The sequence below is a fragment of the uncultured Croceicoccus sp. genome (assembly GCF_947496385.1).
Taxonomy (GTDB): Bacteria; Pseudomonadota; Alphaproteobacteria; order Sphingomonadales; family Sphingomonadaceae; genus Croceicoccus.
On sequence record NZ_CANMCP010000004.1, the window covers coordinates 1 to 17154 of the forward strand.

At 63.3% G+C, this 17154-nt stretch carries 16 protein-coding genes and 1 pseudogene; 4 read left to right on the forward strand and 13 right to left on the reverse strand.

The genetic code is table 11. The features are described 5' to 3' along the window. Positions 1-79: 79 nt before the first annotated feature. Positions 80-406: pseudogene (locus Q0897_RS07580) on the forward strand (transposase); the annotation flags it as partial. A gap of 111 nt (positions 407-517) precedes the next feature. Beyond that, the gene (locus tag Q0897_RS07585; RefSeq protein ID WP_299308652.1) at positions 518-889 is read left to right on the forward strand and encodes a transposase; all 372 of its coding nucleotides are present in this window, start codon (positions 518-520) and stop codon (positions 887-889) included. Positions 890-1126: 237 nt separating this feature from the next. Here Q0897_RS07585 and Q0897_RS07590 read toward each other — a convergent pair whose 3' ends face one another. The 5 genes from Q0897_RS07590 to Q0897_RS07610 form a co-directional block, all read right to left on the reverse strand. Continuing rightward, the gene (locus Q0897_RS07590; RefSeq protein ID WP_299308653.1) at positions 1127-2596 is read right to left on the reverse strand and encodes an exopolysaccharide biosynthesis polyprenyl glycosylphosphotransferase; all 1470 of its coding nucleotides are present in this window, start codon (positions 2594-2596) and stop codon (positions 1127-1129) included. Positions 2597-2715: 119 nt separating this feature from the next. Further along, positions 2716-3750 (reverse strand): DNA polymerase III subunit delta, encoded by a 1035-nt coding sequence (holA, locus tag Q0897_RS07595; RefSeq protein WP_299308655.1) that lies wholly within the window; start codon positions 3748-3750, stop codon positions 2716-2718. Beyond that, on the reverse strand, positions 3747-4256 hold the full coding sequence (gene lptE, locus Q0897_RS07600; RefSeq protein WP_299308657.1) for an LPS assembly lipoprotein LptE: 510 nt from the start codon (positions 4254-4256) through the stop codon (positions 3747-3749). The genes holA and lptE overlap by 4 nt, the downstream gene beginning before the upstream one ends. Further along, entirely contained in the window at positions 4256-6781 is a 2526-nt protein-coding gene (leuS, locus tag Q0897_RS07605; RefSeq protein WP_299308658.1) for a leucine--tRNA ligase, read from the reverse strand. Before leuS ends, lptE begins: the two co-directional genes overlap by 1 nt. A 19-nt stretch (positions 6782-6800) precedes the next feature. Further along, positions 6801-7253, reverse strand: a complete 453-nt coding sequence (locus tag Q0897_RS07610) for a DUF3576 domain-containing protein (RefSeq protein ID WP_299308659.1) — start codon at positions 7251-7253, stop codon at positions 6801-6803. 375 nt (positions 7254-7628) lie between these two features. Here Q0897_RS07610 and Q0897_RS07615 point away from each other — a divergent pair, with 375 nt between their 5' ends. Beyond that, complete coding sequence (locus Q0897_RS07615) at positions 7629-8483, forward strand: hypothetical protein (RefSeq protein ID WP_299308660.1); 855 nt, start codon at positions 7629-7631, stop codon at positions 8481-8483. Positions 8484-8609: 126 nt separating this feature from the next. Then, positions 8610-9332, forward strand: coding sequence for an acetoacetyl-CoA reductase (phbB, locus tag Q0897_RS07620; protein ID WP_299308661.1), 723 nt, complete (start codon positions 8610-8612; stop codon positions 9330-9332). Between the two features lie 63 nt (positions 9333-9395). Here the strand turns inward: phbB and dut are convergent, their stop codons facing one another. From dut to rpsT, 8 genes are all read right to left on the reverse strand, one after another. Next, positions 9396-9842, reverse strand: a complete 447-nt coding sequence (dut, locus tag Q0897_RS07625; protein ID WP_299308662.1) for a dUTP diphosphatase — start codon at positions 9840-9842, stop codon at positions 9396-9398. Beyond that, positions 9839-11077: a bifunctional phosphopantothenoylcysteine decarboxylase/phosphopantothenate--cysteine ligase CoaBC gene (gene coaBC, locus Q0897_RS07630; RefSeq protein WP_299308663.1), complete on the reverse strand. Its 1239-nt coding sequence runs from the start codon at positions 11075-11077 to the stop codon at positions 9839-9841. Before coaBC ends, dut begins: the two co-directional genes overlap by 4 nt. A 21-nt stretch (positions 11078-11098) precedes the next feature. Beyond that, on the reverse strand, positions 11099-12652 hold the full coding sequence (gene ubiB / locus Q0897_RS07635; RefSeq protein WP_299308664.1) for a 2-polyprenylphenol 6-hydroxylase: 1554 nt from the start codon (positions 12650-12652) through the stop codon (positions 11099-11101). Between the two features lie 4 nt (positions 12653-12656). Then, a complete protein-coding gene (locus tag Q0897_RS07640) occupies positions 12657-13394 on the reverse strand; it encodes a class I SAM-dependent methyltransferase (protein ID WP_299308665.1) in 738 nt (245 codons plus the stop codon). A 62-nt stretch (positions 13395-13456) separates the two neighbouring features. After that, complete coding sequence (gene mutM, locus Q0897_RS07645) at positions 13457-14269, reverse strand: bifunctional DNA-formamidopyrimidine glycosylase/DNA-(apurinic or apyrimidinic site) lyase (RefSeq protein ID WP_299308666.1); 813 nt, start codon at positions 14267-14269, stop codon at positions 13457-13459. A gap of 20 nt (positions 14270-14289) precedes the next feature. After that, complete coding sequence (locus tag Q0897_RS07650; protein ID WP_299308667.1) at positions 14290-14517, reverse strand: hypothetical protein; 228 nt, start codon at positions 14515-14517, stop codon at positions 14290-14292. A 233-nt stretch (positions 14518-14750) separates the two neighbouring features. Further along, positions 14751-16319, reverse strand: a complete 1569-nt coding sequence (dnaA, locus tag Q0897_RS07655) for a chromosomal replication initiator protein DnaA (RefSeq protein ID WP_299308668.1) — start codon at positions 16317-16319, stop codon at positions 14751-14753. A gap of 460 nt (positions 16320-16779) precedes the next feature. Continuing rightward, the gene (rpsT, locus tag Q0897_RS07660) at positions 16780-17040 is read right to left on the reverse strand and encodes a 30S ribosomal protein S20 (RefSeq protein WP_202082632.1); all 261 of its coding nucleotides are present in this window, start codon (positions 17038-17040) and stop codon (positions 16780-16782) included. Between the last annotated feature and the right edge of the window lie 114 nt (positions 17041-17154).

The following is a 17154-nucleotide window of genomic DNA, read 5'->3' on the forward strand; positions in this document are numbered from 1 at the left end:
CTAGTGCCAGGCGGCAGGCGGTGGTGCATCTCCAGGCCTGCGCGGTTTTGGGCGCTGCCGCATGGCACGCTCCCACACGATCGCAAGCGACAACGGCACCGAACTGACCAGCATGGCGATCCAGCGCGGGTCGAAGGAGCGCAATGTCGAGTGGCACTATATCGCGCCGGTCAAGCCCTATCAGAACGGGTTCATCGAGAGCTTCAATGCCCGGCTCAGGGACGAGCTCTTGAACGAGACGATCTTTACCAGTCTTGTCCATGCCCGCCAGGAGTCGGAAGCATGGCGGCCCGACTACAACTACTTCCAGCCCCACTCGAGCCTTGGAAACAAACCCAGGCCGACATCGAGGCAGGATCAAACGGCAATGGGCATCAAAACGGCCCAAGGCCCTGCTCGTAGCTGATGAAAACTTCGGGCTCAGACCACCAATTCTATGCCATCGAAGACGAGGTGCGAGGGTCGCCGGCGCAGCAACGTCAGGCCGTCCGCAACGCGCAGAGAAAAGACATCATCGATGACCTTCATCAGTTTCTCGATAACCGTGCCCCCCAAGGTGAGCACCAAGAGCAGGCTGGACGAAACGATACGCTATGTGCTCACACGCTTGGACGGCCTCATCCGCTTCCTCGATGATGGCCGCATCGATCTCGACAACAATAGCGTCGAGCGATCAATCCGCCCGCTTGCGCCCAACCGCAAGGACGCCCTGTTCACTGGTTCCAACGAAGGCGCCGACAGCTGGGTAATGATCGCCACTCTTATCGAGAGCGGCAAGTTACCAAGCATCGATTCGAACGCATGGATGAACGCCATGCTCACCAGTCTCGCCAACCGTCACTTGGATAAGCACATCGATCAACTGATGCCTTGGGCCGACAGGGGCTGAAAACACCGCTTACGCATCAAACAAATATAGCCGGTCGAATGACCCTGCACCACAGCCTATACGCGCTCGGGATTTACGGGTTCACGACCTAGGACCGCAACCGCATCGAAGGGATGTTCAAAAAACTCTAGCTATCACGTCGCATCACATTTCACTGCGGCAAGACCATTAAACCCTCGCCAGCCGTCTCAACATTGCCAGCATACGGCTATGACTTAATTATCTTGTCAACACGACCTAAAAAGCCCGATCGTGAACCAATACACGTGCGGTAGCGAAGCTAATCGATATGTCCCTCCATAACGACCAGCCATCCATGTATTGAAGGTCCGACTGCAGCCGATTGGTGAGATCGCCTTCCGTATCAGTCGCGCCGCGAAAACCCCGTACCTGCGCAAGGCCGGTAAGGCCGGGCTTTAGCGTGTGACGCTGCCAATATCGCGAATCAATTTCCCAGAAAAGTTTGTCACCAGCCTGCGAACCGAGGGCATGCGGACGCGGCCCCACGATACTCATGCTTCCTCCCAGAACGTTGAGTAACTGTGGAACCTCATCCAGCGACGTTCGGCGCAAGAAACGACCGACCTTGGTAATTCGATCGTCATCCTTGGACGCCGAACGATTTCCCGCGCTGTCTAGTCGGTCGCTGCGCATGGAACGAAACTTGTAGATCGAAAAAAGCTGGTTCGACCGCCCCATTCGTTTCTGAAGAAAGAAGACAGGGCCGCGATCCTCAAGCCAGATCGCCAGGGCAATAAGCCCCAGCAAAGGAGAGAGAAGTATGACCGCCGGGCCAGCCACGGCGAGGTCAAAGGCACGCTTCATGATACGAGCGCGAAGACCAAGCGGTCGATGCGAAATCAGCAGAATTCCCATCCCATCGCGAACGTGCGCGCCCAAAGCACCAAGCTCCCTAACGGAATCATCGAGAATTTCGCCATCAACCGAAAGGCATTTAAGAGCGTGCGCCCATTCACCTCGGCGTTCCGGCGCACAAGAAACCAGAACGCGGTCCATGTGACGTAACATCTTGCCCAGCCGTTCGATCGCTTCGGGATTCCCGATATCTGGACGAAGACCAAAGCGCTCCGCATCGAAATAATACGCATTGTCGCTTTCGATCTTCGGCCCCCCATCAGACACGATAAGGAAATTTTCACCTGTCGTACCGCACCTTTGCCGGATGACCGAACGCATCTGATCACGCACGAAGATGATCGTGATCACCGAAAATAGAAGCGATAGCGCCATGGTGCTGCGCGAAAATTCCGCGCTGGATTTGGCAAAAAATGCGACGAAGGTGATGATCGCGGCCGCGACAAGCAAAGCCACAATCGCCCGCAGAATCGAGAAGGTCGGCTGTCGCAAGGCTTTTATCGAATAGCTGCCGTTATAAAGTCCGATGGTCAGAAAAACCGGCAGGATCATCTGTATCTGCATCATCGATTGCGGTGCGAACATCGCACCAAGATAGATATAGCTCGCCAAGAAAAACCCAAAGGCAAGCGCCGCCAAGTCTCCGATAACGAGCATGAGGTAGCATTGGAGACGCCCGTGCTCGAGTGACGGAATGCGCGCTAACTGCGAAGGTGTTAGTATCCTGCGATCCTGCCGTGCCGAGATTGAGGTTTGGCGCTTGCCTTTTTTCGTAGGCCGCGCATCGGTTGCAATTCTGGAATTTAGTAGCATCGGTTTGATCCGTTCCACTTTCACCGACTAAGGGTCGTTACCCGAAGCACGCTAAGGGCTATTCCATGTTGCATCGCAGCATACACGGCCAAAGCCATATGGCAAAGTAATACCAACCAATGAATAGGCTTTTATACCTAATGGCCAGATTGCGATGCCGCTCGTGCGATATTGGTACAACCTATACGAAAATTGAGCGAAGCCGTCTGGCTATCGGCCAGAAGCTGCCGATGCATCGCTACCAGTCGTTGAGACAATCGAGCCAGACGTGGACCCCGCCAGCGAGAAAGCTGGTCTGCGATCGCACCCTTTTCCATAAAGAACACACCGGGTTGCTGAGCGACGAACGCGGCGACATCGGCTCGGGACCCCAATTTAGATGACAATTCGGTCAGTTTTGCTACCCGACGCTCCATCGCGAGCAAAGTGCCAAGTGGATTCATATCCAGTTGCTGAAACCGCGTAAGCTCCTCGCCAAGCCGCTCTATGTTTCCGGACAGAACCGCATCCACCAGCGCCATCATTCCGTCGTCTTCGGTCACAGCACCGATCGCATGCACGTCAGCTTCGGAGAGGGAACGGGGTGCTTCTGGCGCAGCGTCGATATAAAGAGCCAGCTTCGCGATTTCCGATTTCGCCATGCGGGTGTCCAGCCCAACCGATCCGGCGATCCGTTGGGCCAATTCCGAGCCCATACGCAGTCCCGCCGCATCAGCCATATGTCGCACTTCCGATGTCACGGAACGAATGTCGGGCGGGTAGAACATCGCGACCAGCGCATCGTCCCGCTTTTCCAACAACTTGGCCGTGCGCGATTTGTCAGTCGCACCCGATGCCAAGATAAGCACCGGCCAACCATCGGCCACCGTCTCGCTCTCGATAAGGATCTTTAACGCTTCGAGCGCTTCTTCCGCCTGAACGCGTACGAAAATATGGCGCGTGTCCCCGAACAAGGAAGTAGAGCGGGTTTCGTCCGACAGCCTGACCGGATCACGCTTCAATTCTGAGCCGCCAATCTCCACCCGCTCGCCAGCTTTTTCGCCCAACAGGGTTATTAGGCGCATTGCGGCAGCATGGGCGCCCGCCTCGTCCGGCCCGCAAAAGAAGAAGATTTTCGCCGTCTGCACAGCCCGCGGCGCAATCTGTGCAAAATTGCTGTTCTTTGCTTTCACCGTTCAGCTTCACGCGATTGGTCGCGCAGTTTCAGCGCCAGCGTGGCAACGATCCGGTCGGCAACCACCTGCGTCAAGTTTTCGAGTGCGGTCTGCTCCGCCGCGATCGTAGCATATTCGCTCGAAACCACATCGACCCCGGCATCGGAACCAGACGTGGTGTCCAGCATGACCGCCCCGGTCGCCACATCCACGAGCCGATAACGCGCACGCAACGTGCGCCTTTCACGTCCGATCGTATCGTCCTTCAACAGCCCCAGCCCTTCGAGTCGATTGTCTAGCCGTACGTCGAGCCGGTACCGCGTTGGCACCGCCCCGCTCGCGCCCAGCCGCTCGATCAACGCATCGCGCATGAGCCAGCCCGACTGCCCCTCAATGGGCAACACCTCGATCCCGGAGAGCCCGGACGCGACCGCTCCATCGCCGCCACCAGCATATACCGGCTGCAACGCGCACGCCGAAAGCGGCATCGTCGCGAGCGCGAGGAGAAGAACCGCCGCCCGCATCAGACCACCAGATTGACCAGCCGGTCGGGTACGACGATCACCTTGCGGATTTCGGCCCCGTCGAGATTGCGCTGCACCTTCTCGCTCGACAGCGCGAGCCGCTCCAGCTCGTCCTTCGGCAAGCCCTTCGCCACGGTCAGCGTGTCGCGCAGCTTGCCCTTGATCTGCACCGCGATCGTCACCTCGTCCTCGACAAGCAGGCTTTCTTCCACGGACGGCCAGGGCGCGTCTGCGATAAGCCCTTCGCCGCCGCTGCGCGACCAGGTTTCCTCACAAAGATGCGGCATCATCGGGCTGGCGAGATGCATCAGCGCGGTGATCGCGTCGTTGCGGCTGACCGATGGCGGCGCCTTTTCCGTCGCGTTGGTCAGCTCGTAGATCCGCGCGACCGCCTTGTTGAAGGACAGGGCCTCGATATCCTCACCGACGGCGGCGATCGCCTGATGCGTCTTGCGGGCGAGCGGCTTGTCCTCGCCCGTCGCAGCATCGTCGACCTGTCCGAACAGGCGCCACAGACGCTGCACGAAACGGCCGCAGCCCTCGATCCCCGCCTCGCTCCACGGCAGGTCGCGTTCCGGCGGACTGTCGGAGAGCATGAACCAGCGCACCGCATCGGCGCCATATTGCGCGATGATCTCGTCGGGGTCGACGACGTTCTTCTTCGACTTCGACATCTTGATGACGCGGCCGATGTCAACTGCGCCACCATCATCCTTCAATGTCGCGCCCTCTGCCGCCCGGCTGATTTCCGATGGCGCGTAATAGACCGGCTGCCCGTTGGGACCGGTGCGCGAATAGGTTTCGTGCGTCACCATGCCTTGCGTAAACAATTGCCGGAACGGTTCGGCGACATCGATCATGCCGATGTGTTTCAGCGCCCGCGTCCAGAATCGCGCATAGAGCAGGTGCAGGATCGCATGCTCGATCCCGCCGATATACTGATCGACCGGCAACCATGCGGAAATTTCCGCAGGATCGAACGGGCGGTCGGCGGGCTGGCTCGCGAAACGCAGGAAATACCAGCTGGAATCCACGAACGTGTCGAGCGTGTCAGTCTCCCGCTCCGCCTTGCCGCCGCATTTCGGACAATCGACATGCTTCCACGTCGCATGCCGTTCGAGCGGATTGCCCGGCGTCTGAAAATCGACATCCTCGGGGAGCGTGATCGGCAGGCTGTCCACCGGCGCAGGCACGACGCCGCAATCCGCGCAATGGATGAACGGGATCGGCGTCCCCCAGTAACGCTGACGGCTCACGCCCCAGTCGCGCAGGCGCCACACGGTTTTGCCCTCGCCCCACGTGCCCTTTTGCGCACGGGCGATCACCTCGGCCTTGGCATCGGCGACGCTCATGCCGTCGAGAAAGTCGGAATTGACGATGACGCCCTCGCCCGCCTCGGCCTCCCCGGCGAAGGGCGTGTCCGCCTCCTCCGCACTGGCGGCAACCACACGCCGGATCGGCAGGCCGTATTTCGTGGCGAATTCGAAGTCGCGGCTGTCATGGCCGGGCACGCCCATCACCGCGCCGGTGCCGTAATCCATGAGCACGAAATTGGCGATATAGACCGGCAATTTCTCGCCCGTGAACGGGTGGTCTGACCGCAGCCCGGTGTCGTATCCGAGCTTTTCCGCGGTCTCCAGCTCCACCGCGGTCGTGCCGCCGGCGCGGCACGTCTCGATAAAGGCCGCCGCCTCGCCCGACGTGTCGGCCAGTGCGCGGGCAATCGGGTGCTCAGCCGCTATGGCGATGAAACTGGCGCCGAATATCGTGTCGGGCCGGGTCGAATAGACCTCGATCTCCTCGTCGAAATTGCTGCCCTTGAAATGGAATTGCAAACCCTGCGACTTGCCGATCCAGTTCTCCTGCATCAGCCGCACCTTGTCCGGCCACATGTCGAGATTGCCAAGGCCGTCGAGCAATTCGTCGGCAAATTGCGTGATCTTCAAGAACCACTGCGACAGCTTGCGCTTTTCCACCAAGGCACCCGAACGCCAGCCGCGCCCGTCGATCACCTGCTCATTCGCGAGCACGGTCATGTCGACCGGGTCCCAGTTGACCGCGCTTTCCTTGCGATAGACCAACCCCGCCTCGTAAAGCGCGAGGAACAGCGCCTGCTCATGCCCGTAATATTCGGGATCGCAGGTGGCGAATTCGCGCGTCCAGTCGAGCGCGAAGCCCAGCCGCTTGAGCTGCGCCTTCATGTTGGCGATATTTTCGCGGGTCCAGCCGCCGGGGTGCACGCCCTTCTCCATGGCGGCGTTTTCGGCCGGCATGCCGAACGCGTCCCAGCCCATCGGGTGCAGCACTTCGTGCCCCGTCGCTTTTTTATACCGCGCGAGCACGTCGCCCATCGTGTAATTGCGGACATGCCCGATATGAATGCGCCCGGACGGGTAGGGAAACATCTCCAGCACGTAGCTTTTGGGCTTCGCGCTCGCCGAATCGGCGCGGAAGGTTTCCGCATCGTCCCACGCGCGCTGCCAGCGCCCGTCGGCCTGTGACGGATCGAAACGCTCGTCGCTCATGCCCTGCGTATCCCCCGGTTCAGCCGATCACCGCGTTGCGGCGCAATTCGCGAGCGCGGGTGAGGATGATGTCCTCCAGCTTCTGCACCGTGGCGGCTTGCACCGGCGCATCGACCCATCCGCCGCCCTGCGCGACCTGCCGGCTGGCCGCGACGCGCAGCGCATCGGCGCGCAGGTCGGTATCGAGGATGCTGACTGTCATCTTCATGCGTTCGGCCGGATTTTCGGGGTTGCTGTACCAGTCGGTCACGATGACCCCGCCCGCGCTGTCGGCCTGCACCAACGGCATGAAGGACAGCGTGTCGAGGCTGGCGCGCCACAGATAGCTGTTGACGCCGATGGTCGCGACCTGCGCCGCGGCGGCTTCGGTCTGCACGCGTTCGGGCCCGCCGCATCCGGACAATGCGGACAGGGCGGCCAGCCCTGCGATAGCGACAGAAACGGTGGAAAAGCGAGGGCGTTGACCGGTCATTGCGGGACTTTCGTTCGTCGATTCGCCCGCCGGGGCGAACGTATCTGGCACAAGGGATCGGCCCGCGCCGCGATGGGCGGGCCACATGTTTCGCGCGCTCTATCACCGTGCGCGCCTCGGCGGCAAGTTTTTGCACGCGCGCCGCCGATGCCCGGTCCGGCGTGAACGAGGGCCGAACCGCGCGCGCCGTAACGACCCGGCTGTCGATTCAATGCAACAGTCGGTCAGGGAACTGTCATCGAACCGACGCATTCATTTGGCAGTGCGCCCTACGACAGGTTATGCATGTTTATCTCCGTGCCCTGCAATCGGGTCATGACGGCGAAAGCTTTCCGGTGTATAAGGAAGGCGAGTGAGATTCAGGGGATCAGGACTGTGGCGTCGCAAGGTACGAAATTCGGCACGAAACGGTGGGGCATTGCCCTGCTGACGGGTGCTGCGTTCGTCGCGGCCCTGCCCAGTGCGGTCGCCGCCGCCAGCAATGGCCTGATCGATAAGGCCGACGCCGATTCGATGGCCGGGCGCATTCTTTCGGTAGGCTCCGACGGGCTTACCGCTTTCACCCCGTCCTCCGCCGACCCCCGCCTGCTCGCCCGGTTGAGCGGCGCGCAGGGCGACGCGCAGGACAACAGCGGCATTTTCCGTTTCACCCCCGCCGGCGCGAAAAAGACGGGCAAGCGCGCCGTGACGGTCGCCGTACGAGTCAACACCGATACCGTCCGCGCCATTTCCATGCGCGCGGGCGCGGTCGGCGGATTGGACGCCGGTCGCGGCGCTTCGATACCCAGCATTTCGCCCGTCGCCTTCAACCTGGGCATGGCGCGCGGCTATCAGGGTTTTGGCGTCGAGCGCGGCGAATCGAACACGATCGGCCGTGCCGGATTGGGCGCGGGCATTGCGGGAAGCGCGAACCGCACGTTGACCCTGCCGGGCGAGGTTCGCAAGCTCGACATGCCCGACCTGTCCAGCTTTACCCCGTCGAAGGCGAAGCCCAGCCGGTTCAGCGCCACGGTCAATCTCGACGAGAGACAGTTCCCGGTCGATACGGTCCGGAGCGGCGAAACCGGGTCCGACGTGTCGGTCGATGTCGGCGGCGCCTATCGCGTGGCCCGCAACCTGAAGGTTACCGCCGGCCTTCGTTACTCCGCCGACCGCAACCGGATCGCCCCGCTCACGGATGAGGAGCAGGACGCACAGGCCGTCTATGTCGGGACGCAGTTCCGTTTCTGATTCCTGCCGCAGATGCGTAGCCAAATTGCTGCATTGCCATAGTTTCGATCCGACCGAATAAGAGGTTGTGACCGTCCGCCGCTATCCCTAACCTTTTGAGGAGGAGAGCAGGCGGAAAGGATGTTCATGTCAAAAATTGCAGTGGTTACGGGCGGAACACGCGGCATTGGCGAAGGGATCAGCCTCGCCCTGCGCGAGATGGGATGCACAGTTGTCGCCAACTACGCCGGCAATGACGAAAAGGCGAAAGCGTTCAGCGAGCGCACCGGAATCAAGACGGCCAAGTTCGACGTCGGCGATCACGACGCGGTGACGCAGGGTTGCAGCCAGATCGCCGGGGATGTCGGCCCCATCGACATTGTCGTCAACAACGCCGGCATTACCCGCGACGGGGTCTTGCACAAGATGACTTGGGACGACTGGAACGAGGTGATGCGGATCAATCTCGGCGGTTGCTTCAACATGGCGAAGGCCACGTTCCCCGGCATGCGCGAACGCAAATGGGGCCGCATCGTCAATATCGGGTCGGTCAACGGCCAGGCCGGTCAATACGGGCAGGTCAACTATGCCGCGGCGAAATCGGGCATCCACGGCTTTACCAAGGCGCTGGCGCAGGAAGGCGCGAAATATGGCGTGACGGTCAATGCCATCGCCCCAGGCTATATCGACACGGACATGGTGGCGGCGGTGCCGGAACCGGTTCTGGAAAAGATCATCGCGAAAATCCCGGTCGGACGGCTGGGCCATGCCGATGAAATCGCGCGCGGCGTCGCGTTTTTCTGTTCCGAGGATGCGACCTTCGTGACGGGCTCCACGCTCAGCATCAATGGCGGGCAACACATGTATTGATCGAATCGCGTGCGATTCGCATGGGGCGGTCCGTTCTCTTCCGAACGGGCCGCCCTTTTTCCATCAATCCCGCCCGGTCGATCCGAAACCGGCCGCACCGCGAACGGTGTCAGACAATGCGTCGGCTTCCTCGATTCCGACGCGGCGCACATCGGCGATGACCGCCTGTGCGATGCGGTCGCCATGGGCGATGGTAAAGGACGCATCGCCCAGATTGTGCAGCCCCACCATCACCACGCCGCGATAATCCTCGTCGACCGTGCCGGGGCTGTTGGGCACGATGATCCGGTTCTTGAGCGCCATGCCCGACCGCGGGCGGATCTGCATCTCGGTCCCGCGCGGCAGTTCGACGCGAAACCCGGTCGACACCAGTGTCAATTCGCCAGGCGCCAGCGTCACCGCGCCGTCGGGCAGAAACGCGCGCAGATCCATGCCCGCCGCCCCCGCGCTCGCATAATGGGGGAGCGGGAGATCATTGCCCTCCACCCGGCTGAAACGCACCGCGGTCATGGCCTGTCCTTATTGTCGAGCGTTTCCGCCATGCGCGTCACCAGCGCGCGGGCGACCGCATCTTTCGCCATGGCATTCCAGCTTTGGGTGCCGTCGGCGTCGATGACATGCACCGCATTCGCATCGCCGCCCATCACGTCGCCCGACACGTCGTTGGCCACAATCCAGTCCACCTGTTTTGCACGGCGTTTCGCCTCCGCATGGGCGATCACGTCCTGCGTTTCGGCGGCAAACCCGACGAGCAGCGCGGGCCGCCGATCCGACTGGGCGAGCATGCGCAGAATATCGGGATTCTGTTCGAGCGCGAGGGGAGGTATCTGCCCCGACCCGTCCTTCTTGATCTTCTGATCACGCACGGCGGCGGCGCGCCAGTCGGCCACCGCGGCAACCATCACCGCGACATCGGCGGGCAGCGCGCCGTCCACCGCGGCCTGCATCTCCCGCGCGCTTTCCACGTCGATCCGGTCGACCCCCGGCGGCGTCGCCAGCGTGACCGGCCCGGCGACCAGAGTTACGCGCGCGCCCATCGCCGCGGCGGCGGCGGCAATGGCAAAACCCTGCTTCCCGCTCGACCGGTTGGCGATGTAGCGGACCGGGTCGATCGCCTCGTGCGTCGGCCCTGCGGTGACGAGCACATGGCGCCCGAACAGCCGGCGATGCGCCGTGGCGGAAAAATCGGGCCGTCCGGCGAGCGGATCGCTGCCGTTGTCGAGCGTATCGCGAATCGCCCCGAATATCGCATCCGGTTCGGGCAGGCGCCCCGGCCCGTATTCGCCGCAGGCCATCGCGCCCGCGTCCGGCTCCATCACGGCGATGCCATCGGCGCGCAGCCGGGCGACATTGCGCTGCGTCGCGGGATGCTGCCACATGCGCACGTTCATTGCCGGCGCGATCAGCACCGGCTTGTCCGTGGCGAGCAGGAGCGTCGTCGCCAGATCGTCGGCGATGCCCGCCGCCATCTTCGCCATGAGATCGGCGGTGGCGGGGCACACCACGACGAGATCGGCCTGCCGCGAAAGCTGGATATGCCCCATCTCAGTCTCGTTCTTGAGATCCCAGAGCGTGGTGTGCACCACATTTTCGCTCAAGGCCGCGAGCGTCATCGCGGTGACGAAATGCGCGCCCCCGTCGGTCAGCACGCAGGTCACCTCGCCCCCGCTATTGCGGATGAGCCGAACGAGTTCGCACGATTTATAGGCCGCGATCCCGCCGCCGATGATCAGCAATATCTTCATGCCGCCCCGTCCATGCCCGCGTCAGAACAACCCGGCCGCCAGCGCCCCATAGGCCGCCGCCGCGCCGACGCCGGCCGACAGCACATAGGGCCAGAACCCGCCGCCCTTGCGCTCCCGCCGTTCCCAGATAAGCTCGATATGCGGCAAGGGCGGTGCCTCCGGCGCGCCGCCCTTGGCCGGAAACATGTCCTCGATCCGGCGGATAAGGCCGGGCAGGCGCAGCAGCGTGTCCGTATCCTCGCGGATGCGGGTCGTGATCGCCGCCTCCGGGCCGAGCTCGTCGCGGATCCATTCGCGGACATAGGGGGCCGCCGTGTCCCACAGGTTGATACCGGGATCGAGCGAGGTCGCGATTCCCTCCACCATGACCATCGTCTTTTGCAGGAGGAGGAGGTGCGGCTGCGTCATCATGTCGAAATCGCGGGTGATGGCGAACAACCCGTCGAGCATCTGTCCCACGGACAATTCGCTAACCGGCTTGCCACGCATGGGTTCGCCTACCGCGCGCAGGGCAGTCGCGAATTCCTCGACCGAGTGATAGCTCGGCACATATTGCGCCTCGAAATGAATTTCGGCGACGCGGCGGTAATCACCGGTGGTCAGGCCATAGAGGATTTCGGCAAGCCAGCTGCGCGCCTGCCGGTCGATGCGGCCCATGATGCCGAAATCGATGGCGACGATGGTGCCGTCCGCCGTCACGAACAGGTTTCCCTGATGCATGTCGGCGTGGAAGAACCCGGCGCTGATCGCCTGACGCAGGAAACCGAGCACCAGCCGGTTGGCGATATCGGGCAGATCGTGCCCCGCCTCGATAAGCCGCGCGCGGTCGGCAATTTTTACTCCGTCGATCCATTCCATGGTCAGGACGCGGCCATTCGTCCGGTCCCAGTCGATGTCAGGCACGCGGAAACCGGGCACCGCGCTCATCCCCTGCGCCAGTTCGGAGGCCGACGCCGCCTCGCGCCGCAAGTCCAGCTCGCGCAGGGTCCAGCGTTTGAAATTGGCGATGGTGAGGCGCGGGCGCAGCCGCGTGGCCTCCCCGCCAAATGCCTCCAGATGGGCGGCGGCCCATTCGAACGTGTCGATGTCGCGCGCGAACTGCGCACGGACGTCGGGCCGCTGCACCTTGACCGCGACGGTGCGGCCTTCGGTCGTGACCGCCTTGTGCACCTGCGCGATGGAGGCCGCGCCGATCGGCGTTTCCTCGATACTGGAATAAAGCGCGGCGATCGGGCGCTCGAAGCTTTCCTCGATCACCCGGCAGATGCGCTCGAACGGCACCGGGGGAAGCGAATCCTGCAACGACAGCAGGTTGCGTGCCGCTTCCTCGCCCACGAGGTCGGGCCGCGTGGCGAGCGTCTGTCCCAGTTTGATCGCGGCCGGGCCGATCTCCTGAAACGCGGCGGCGTAATCGGGGATGCGCGGCTGGCGCGTGCCGAACCGGGCGATCCGGCACAGCCGGCGCACCGGCGCGGGCGTCGCGGGGTTTTCCTCCACGATGCGCAACGCACCATGTCGGGCGAGCGTGCGGCCCCATCGCAGAAGCCGCATCACATGGATCGCAGGGCGCGTCATGAACTCAGATTTTCCAGCCCGAATGGATCGCGACCAGCCCGCCCATGATCGGTTCCACCTTCGATTGGGCGAACCCTGCATCGCGGATCATGCCCTCGAATTCGGGCATGGTGGGAAAGCGGCGGATCGATTCGACGAGATAGCGATAGCTGTCCGCGTCGCCCGCGATCCGCTTGCCGATTTCGGGCACGAGCCGGTGCGAATAGGCATCGTAGATGTCCTTGAACCCGGCCCATTCGGTCGTCGAGAATTCGAGGCAGAAGAACCGCCCACCATGTTTGAGCACCCGGTGCGCCTCGGCCAGCGCGCGATCGATATGGGTGACGTTCCGGATGCCGAAGGCGATGGTATAGGCATCGAAGCTGTTGTCCTCGAAGCTCAGATCCTCCGCTTCCTGCCGCGACCAGACGAGGCTGTCGATGCCGCGTTTCACCGCGCGGTCGAGCCCCACGTCCAGCATATCCTGATTGATGTCGGACACGGTGACGTCGGCGCCGCGCGCCTCCATGCGAAAGGCGATGTCGCCCGTCCCGCCTGCCATGTCGAGAATGCGCTCGTGCGGCTGCGGCTTAACCCGGCGGACGAAGCGGTCCTTCCACAAACGGTGCATGCCGCCCGACATCGCATCGTTCATGATGTCGTATTTGCGCGCCACATTGGTGAACACCGCGCCGACCCGGTCGGCCTTCTCACTCGCTGCGACCTGTTCGTAGCCGAAAGAAACTGTCTCGCTTTCTGTCATGGCACAAGCGTTTAGGGGGTTATGCGCCCCGCGCAAAGCAATTGTGTCGCGTTTTGCCTCGCTCAACGCTGACACTTCGGGCACCAGAACGTGCTGCGCCCGCCCTGCACGAAACGCTGCACCGTCCCCCCGCAATGGCACGGCTGCCCCTCGCGGCCATAGACCTGCCACGATGTCGCGAAATAGCCCAGCTCGCCATCGGGCTTTGCATAATCCCGCATCGAGGAACCGCCCGCCGCAATCGATTCGTTCAGCACGTCGCGAATGGCCGGGACCAGCAGCTTCAGCTTCGCGAGAGAGACCGCGCCCGCCGCCTTGTCCGGGCGGATGCGCGCACGGTGCAGCGCCTCGCACACGTAGATATTGCCGAGCCCCGCCACGATCCGCTGATCGAGCAGCATGATCTTGATCGGCGAAATCCGCCCCGACAACGCTTCGCGCAGATCGTGCGGGGTCAGCTCCGGCCCCAAAGGCTCCGGCCCCATCGCCGCGAACGGGCCGAACGCATCAATTCCATCGGCATCGACCAGATCGACCGATCCGAATCGCCTTGCATCATTGAGCGCCAGCACATGGCCGCTGCCGGTTTCGAGCACGAGATGGTCGTGCCTGCCCATCTCCTCGGGGTCGATGCGCCAGCGCCCGCTCATGCCCAGGTGAAACACCATGACCTGCGGGCGGGAGAGGTGGATGAGCCCGTATTTCGCCCGCCGCGACAGGCCGGTGACCCGCGCCCCGGTCATCGCCTGCACCAGCCCGTCGGGGAAAGGCCGGCGCAGGTCGGGCCGGTTCACGCGCACGCGGGCGATGGTTTCCCCATCGAGAAAGGCGGACAGCCCGCGCACGGTGGTTTCGACTTCGGGAAGCTCTGGCATGAGCGCACAGATAGGAACGATCAGCCGATGAGGGAATAGCGGCAGGCCGGCGGCGGCGGTTCGACAAGAGCTACGTACCCATCCGGCCCACGCATGACCCCGCCGCGCGACAGGGTTTCGCCGAACGGATGCGCGGTGCCTGCGATAATGACGCGATCGGGTTGTACGATCACCGATGTTTCCGCGGAAACCATGGGCAAAGCCGCATCGCCGCCCGCCATGACGAAGAGGAGGCAATCGTCGCGCACCGCATAAGCCCCGTGGAACAGCGCAAGCGGCCTGACGATTGGCGGGGTTCCCGGTTGCGCGACCGGTGCGGGATAGCGCGCGACCTAGATGGTGCGCGCGTCGGCGGACGGCGTTGCGACGGTGCCAGCGGTTTGGTCGGTGCGCCCCGTGCCCGCATCCGCCGCCAGCGCGCCGCATCCCAGAAGCAGGACCGCCACGCTCGCCGGCAAAAGCCGCACCGCCCGCAGCCCATTCAGCTCTCCAGTTGCCGCAGCAGGCTGCGCACATCGCCGTCCATGTCGGCATCGCGCGTGCGCAGATCCTCGATCAGGCGAACGGCGTGGATCACGGTCGAATGGTCGCGCCCGCCGAACTTGCGCCCGATTTCGGGATAGCTGCGCGGGGTGAGCACCTTGGCCAGGTACATCGCCACCTGCCGCGGGCGGACCACCGTGCGGGTCCGGCGCTTCGACGCCATTTCGGATCGGTCGAGCCGGTAGAACTGGCACACCGTGCGCTGAATCTCGTCGATGGTGATGCGGCGGCGATTGGCGGACAGAATATCGGTAAGCTGTTCCTCGGCCAGTTGCAGGCTGACCGGCTGGCCCGTCAGTTGCGCATAGGCGATCAGCTTGTTGAGACCGCCGACCAGCTCGCGCACGTTGCGGCTGATGGTGCGGGCGAGGAATTCGATCACGTCGGCGGGCACGTCGCTCGCGGTAAAGCGGGCGAGGCGGTGATTGAGGATCTTGCGCCGCAAATCGATATCGGCGGGCTGAATATCCGCGACCAGCCCCATCGACAGGCGCGACAGCAACCGCGGCTCCACCCCGTCGAGCGCCTGCGGCGCGCGATCGGCGGCAAAGGCGAGGCGCTTGCCCTCCGCCAGCAGCGCATCGATGGTATAGAGCAATTCCTCCTGCGCCGAGGCCTTGCCGATGATGAACTGAATATCGTCGACCAGCAGCATGTCGAAGCCGCGCAGCCGCGACTTGAATTCCATCATCTGATTATGGCGCAGCGCCTGCACGAATTCGACCATGAAGCGTTCGGCGGAACAGTAGAAGATGCACGCGCCCGGACGCGCCGCGGCAAACTGATGGCCCAGCGCATGGAGCAGATGCGTCTTGCCCTGCCCGGTCGCGGCCTTGAGATAGAGGGGCGAGAATTGCGGCGTCTCGATCGCGGCCATGCGCTGCGCCGCGTTATAGGCGAGCACATTGCCCTCGCCCGTGACGAAGCTCGCGAAGGTCAGCGACGGGTCCAGCCCGGCCGAGCCGAGATCGGTCAGCGCGCCTGCGGGATCGGCCATCGCCGCCGGTTCCGCGGCGGCGGACCCCACGCGCAATTCGGGCAGCTTGCGCCGGTTCGGATGCACGCAGATGCGGACATTGCGCACGTCGCTGCTCGCGATCTTCCACGCCAGCGAGAGCCGGTCGGCAAAGCGGTCCGTGACCCAGTTGGCGGAAAACTCGGTCGGCAGATACAGGTCGAGCGTGCCCGTCTCGCGGCAGAACGGGCCGAGTTCGACCGGGCGAATCCATTGATTGTAGAGCTGCTGCCCCAAATCCTTTTTCAGCCCGATGCAGATGTCGGCCCAGTCGGCCTGCAGATCCTCGGCGCGGCGGCGCGCCTCGTCGCTGTGCGCCGAATCGCCAGCCGCCGAAGCACCGGCCCCCGAAGCGCCGGACGCCACTGCCCCCGCGCCGCGCACATCGCGTCGATCCGCGGTGCCGCTCGCGATGCGCGAGGACGAAAGGGGCGCGGCGGTGCCATGTCCTGCATCATTCGTATCATCCGATCCGCGCATCATAGCCGTCATCAAATCCTGCCCCAAAACCTTCGTCCACCCGTCCTGTCATCGGCAATATCCGCCCATCGGCGCCGCACCATAATACGGCGCCGTCCGCCGGAGTAATCCGGTGGGCGAGCGATCTTCGCGATGTTCAATAATGCCGGTTGCGGGTCACCGCCCGGCCCTCATTTTGTAGGGCTGTGGATGGTCCACGGGCAAGGGTTGCAGCGTAAAAAAGTTGAAATAATGCGCCTTGACTCAATCAAGCCCGCACAACTCCAAGAGTGCGGTTTCAAGCCATTGGTTTGGAACGTTTTATTGGTCACACCGCCATCCGAATCAACGGATTTCCGCCGATTCGAGGGCGATCGCATCCGGGCCTGAGCCGCCGGATCGCAGGTACGAAAAAGGCCGCCGGATCATGCCCGGCGGCCCTTTCATGGCCCGATCCGCCAGCGGTCCGGCGAATCGTCCTGCGATGTCGGCGTCAGAGCGCGGCGACGCGCTTCGACAGGCGCGACATCTTGCGCGAGGCGGTGTTCTTGTGGATCGCACCACGCGCCACGCCGCGCGCCAGTTCGGGCTGCGCATCGTGCAGGGCGGTCTTGGCCGCGTTGCTGTCGCCCGATTCGATGGCAGTCTCGACCTTTTTCAGGAAGGTGCGGATGCGCGCCATGCGGTTGCCGTTCACTTCGGCGCGGCGCTCGTTGCGACGGATGCGCTTGCGCGCCTGGGGGGTATTGGCCATGTCGATCCTTTATGCGGCCGCCGGCGCGGCGGCCCTGTTCAAACGGGGTACTTGCGAGTTGCTCCGGGTCCGGCCCGCACGAATGCGCGATACCCGACCGATACGAAATCATGC

Coding starts and splice junctions, on each gene's coding strand:
- Q0897_RS07585 (WP_299308652.1), top strand. CDS start 518: ATGACCTTCATCAGTTTCTCGATAACCGTGCCCCCCAAGGTGAGCACC.
- lptE (WP_299308657.1), bottom strand. CDS start 4,256: ATGCGGGCGGCGGTTCTTCTCCTCGCGCTCGCGACGATGCCGCTTTCG.
- leuS (WP_299308658.1), bottom strand. CDS start 6,781: ATGAGCGACGAGCGTTTCGATCCGTCACAGGCCGACGGGCGCTGGCAG.
- Q0897_RS07610 (WP_299308659.1), bottom strand. CDS start 7,253: ATGACCGGTCAACGCCCTCGCTTTTCCACCGTTTCTGTCGCTATCGCA.
- phbB (WP_299308661.1), top strand. CDS start 8,610: ATGTCAAAAATTGCAGTGGTTACGGGCGGAACACGCGGCATTGGCGAA.
- dut (WP_299308662.1), bottom strand. CDS start 9,842: ATGACCGCGGTGCGTTTCAGCCGGGTGGAGGGCAATGATCTCCCGCTC.
- coaBC (WP_299308663.1), bottom strand. CDS start 11,077: ATGAAGATATTGCTGATCATCGGCGGCGGGATCGCGGCCTATAAATCG.
- ubiB (WP_299308664.1), bottom strand. CDS start 12,652: ATGACGCGCCCTGCGATCCATGTGATGCGGCTTCTGCGATGGGGCCGC.
- Q0897_RS07640 (WP_299308665.1), bottom strand. CDS start 13,394: ATGACAGAAAGCGAGACAGTTTCTTTCGGCTACGAACAGGTCGCAGCG.
- mutM (WP_299308666.1), bottom strand. CDS start 14,269: ATGCCAGAGCTTCCCGAAGTCGAAACCACCGTGCGCGGGCTGTCCGCC.
- dnaA (WP_299308668.1), bottom strand. CDS start 16,319: ATGACGGCTATGATGCGCGGATCGGATGATACGAATGATGCAGGACAT.
- rpsT (WP_202082632.1), bottom strand. CDS start 17,040: ATGGCCAATACCCCCCAGGCGCGCAAGCGCATCCGTCGCAACGAGCGC.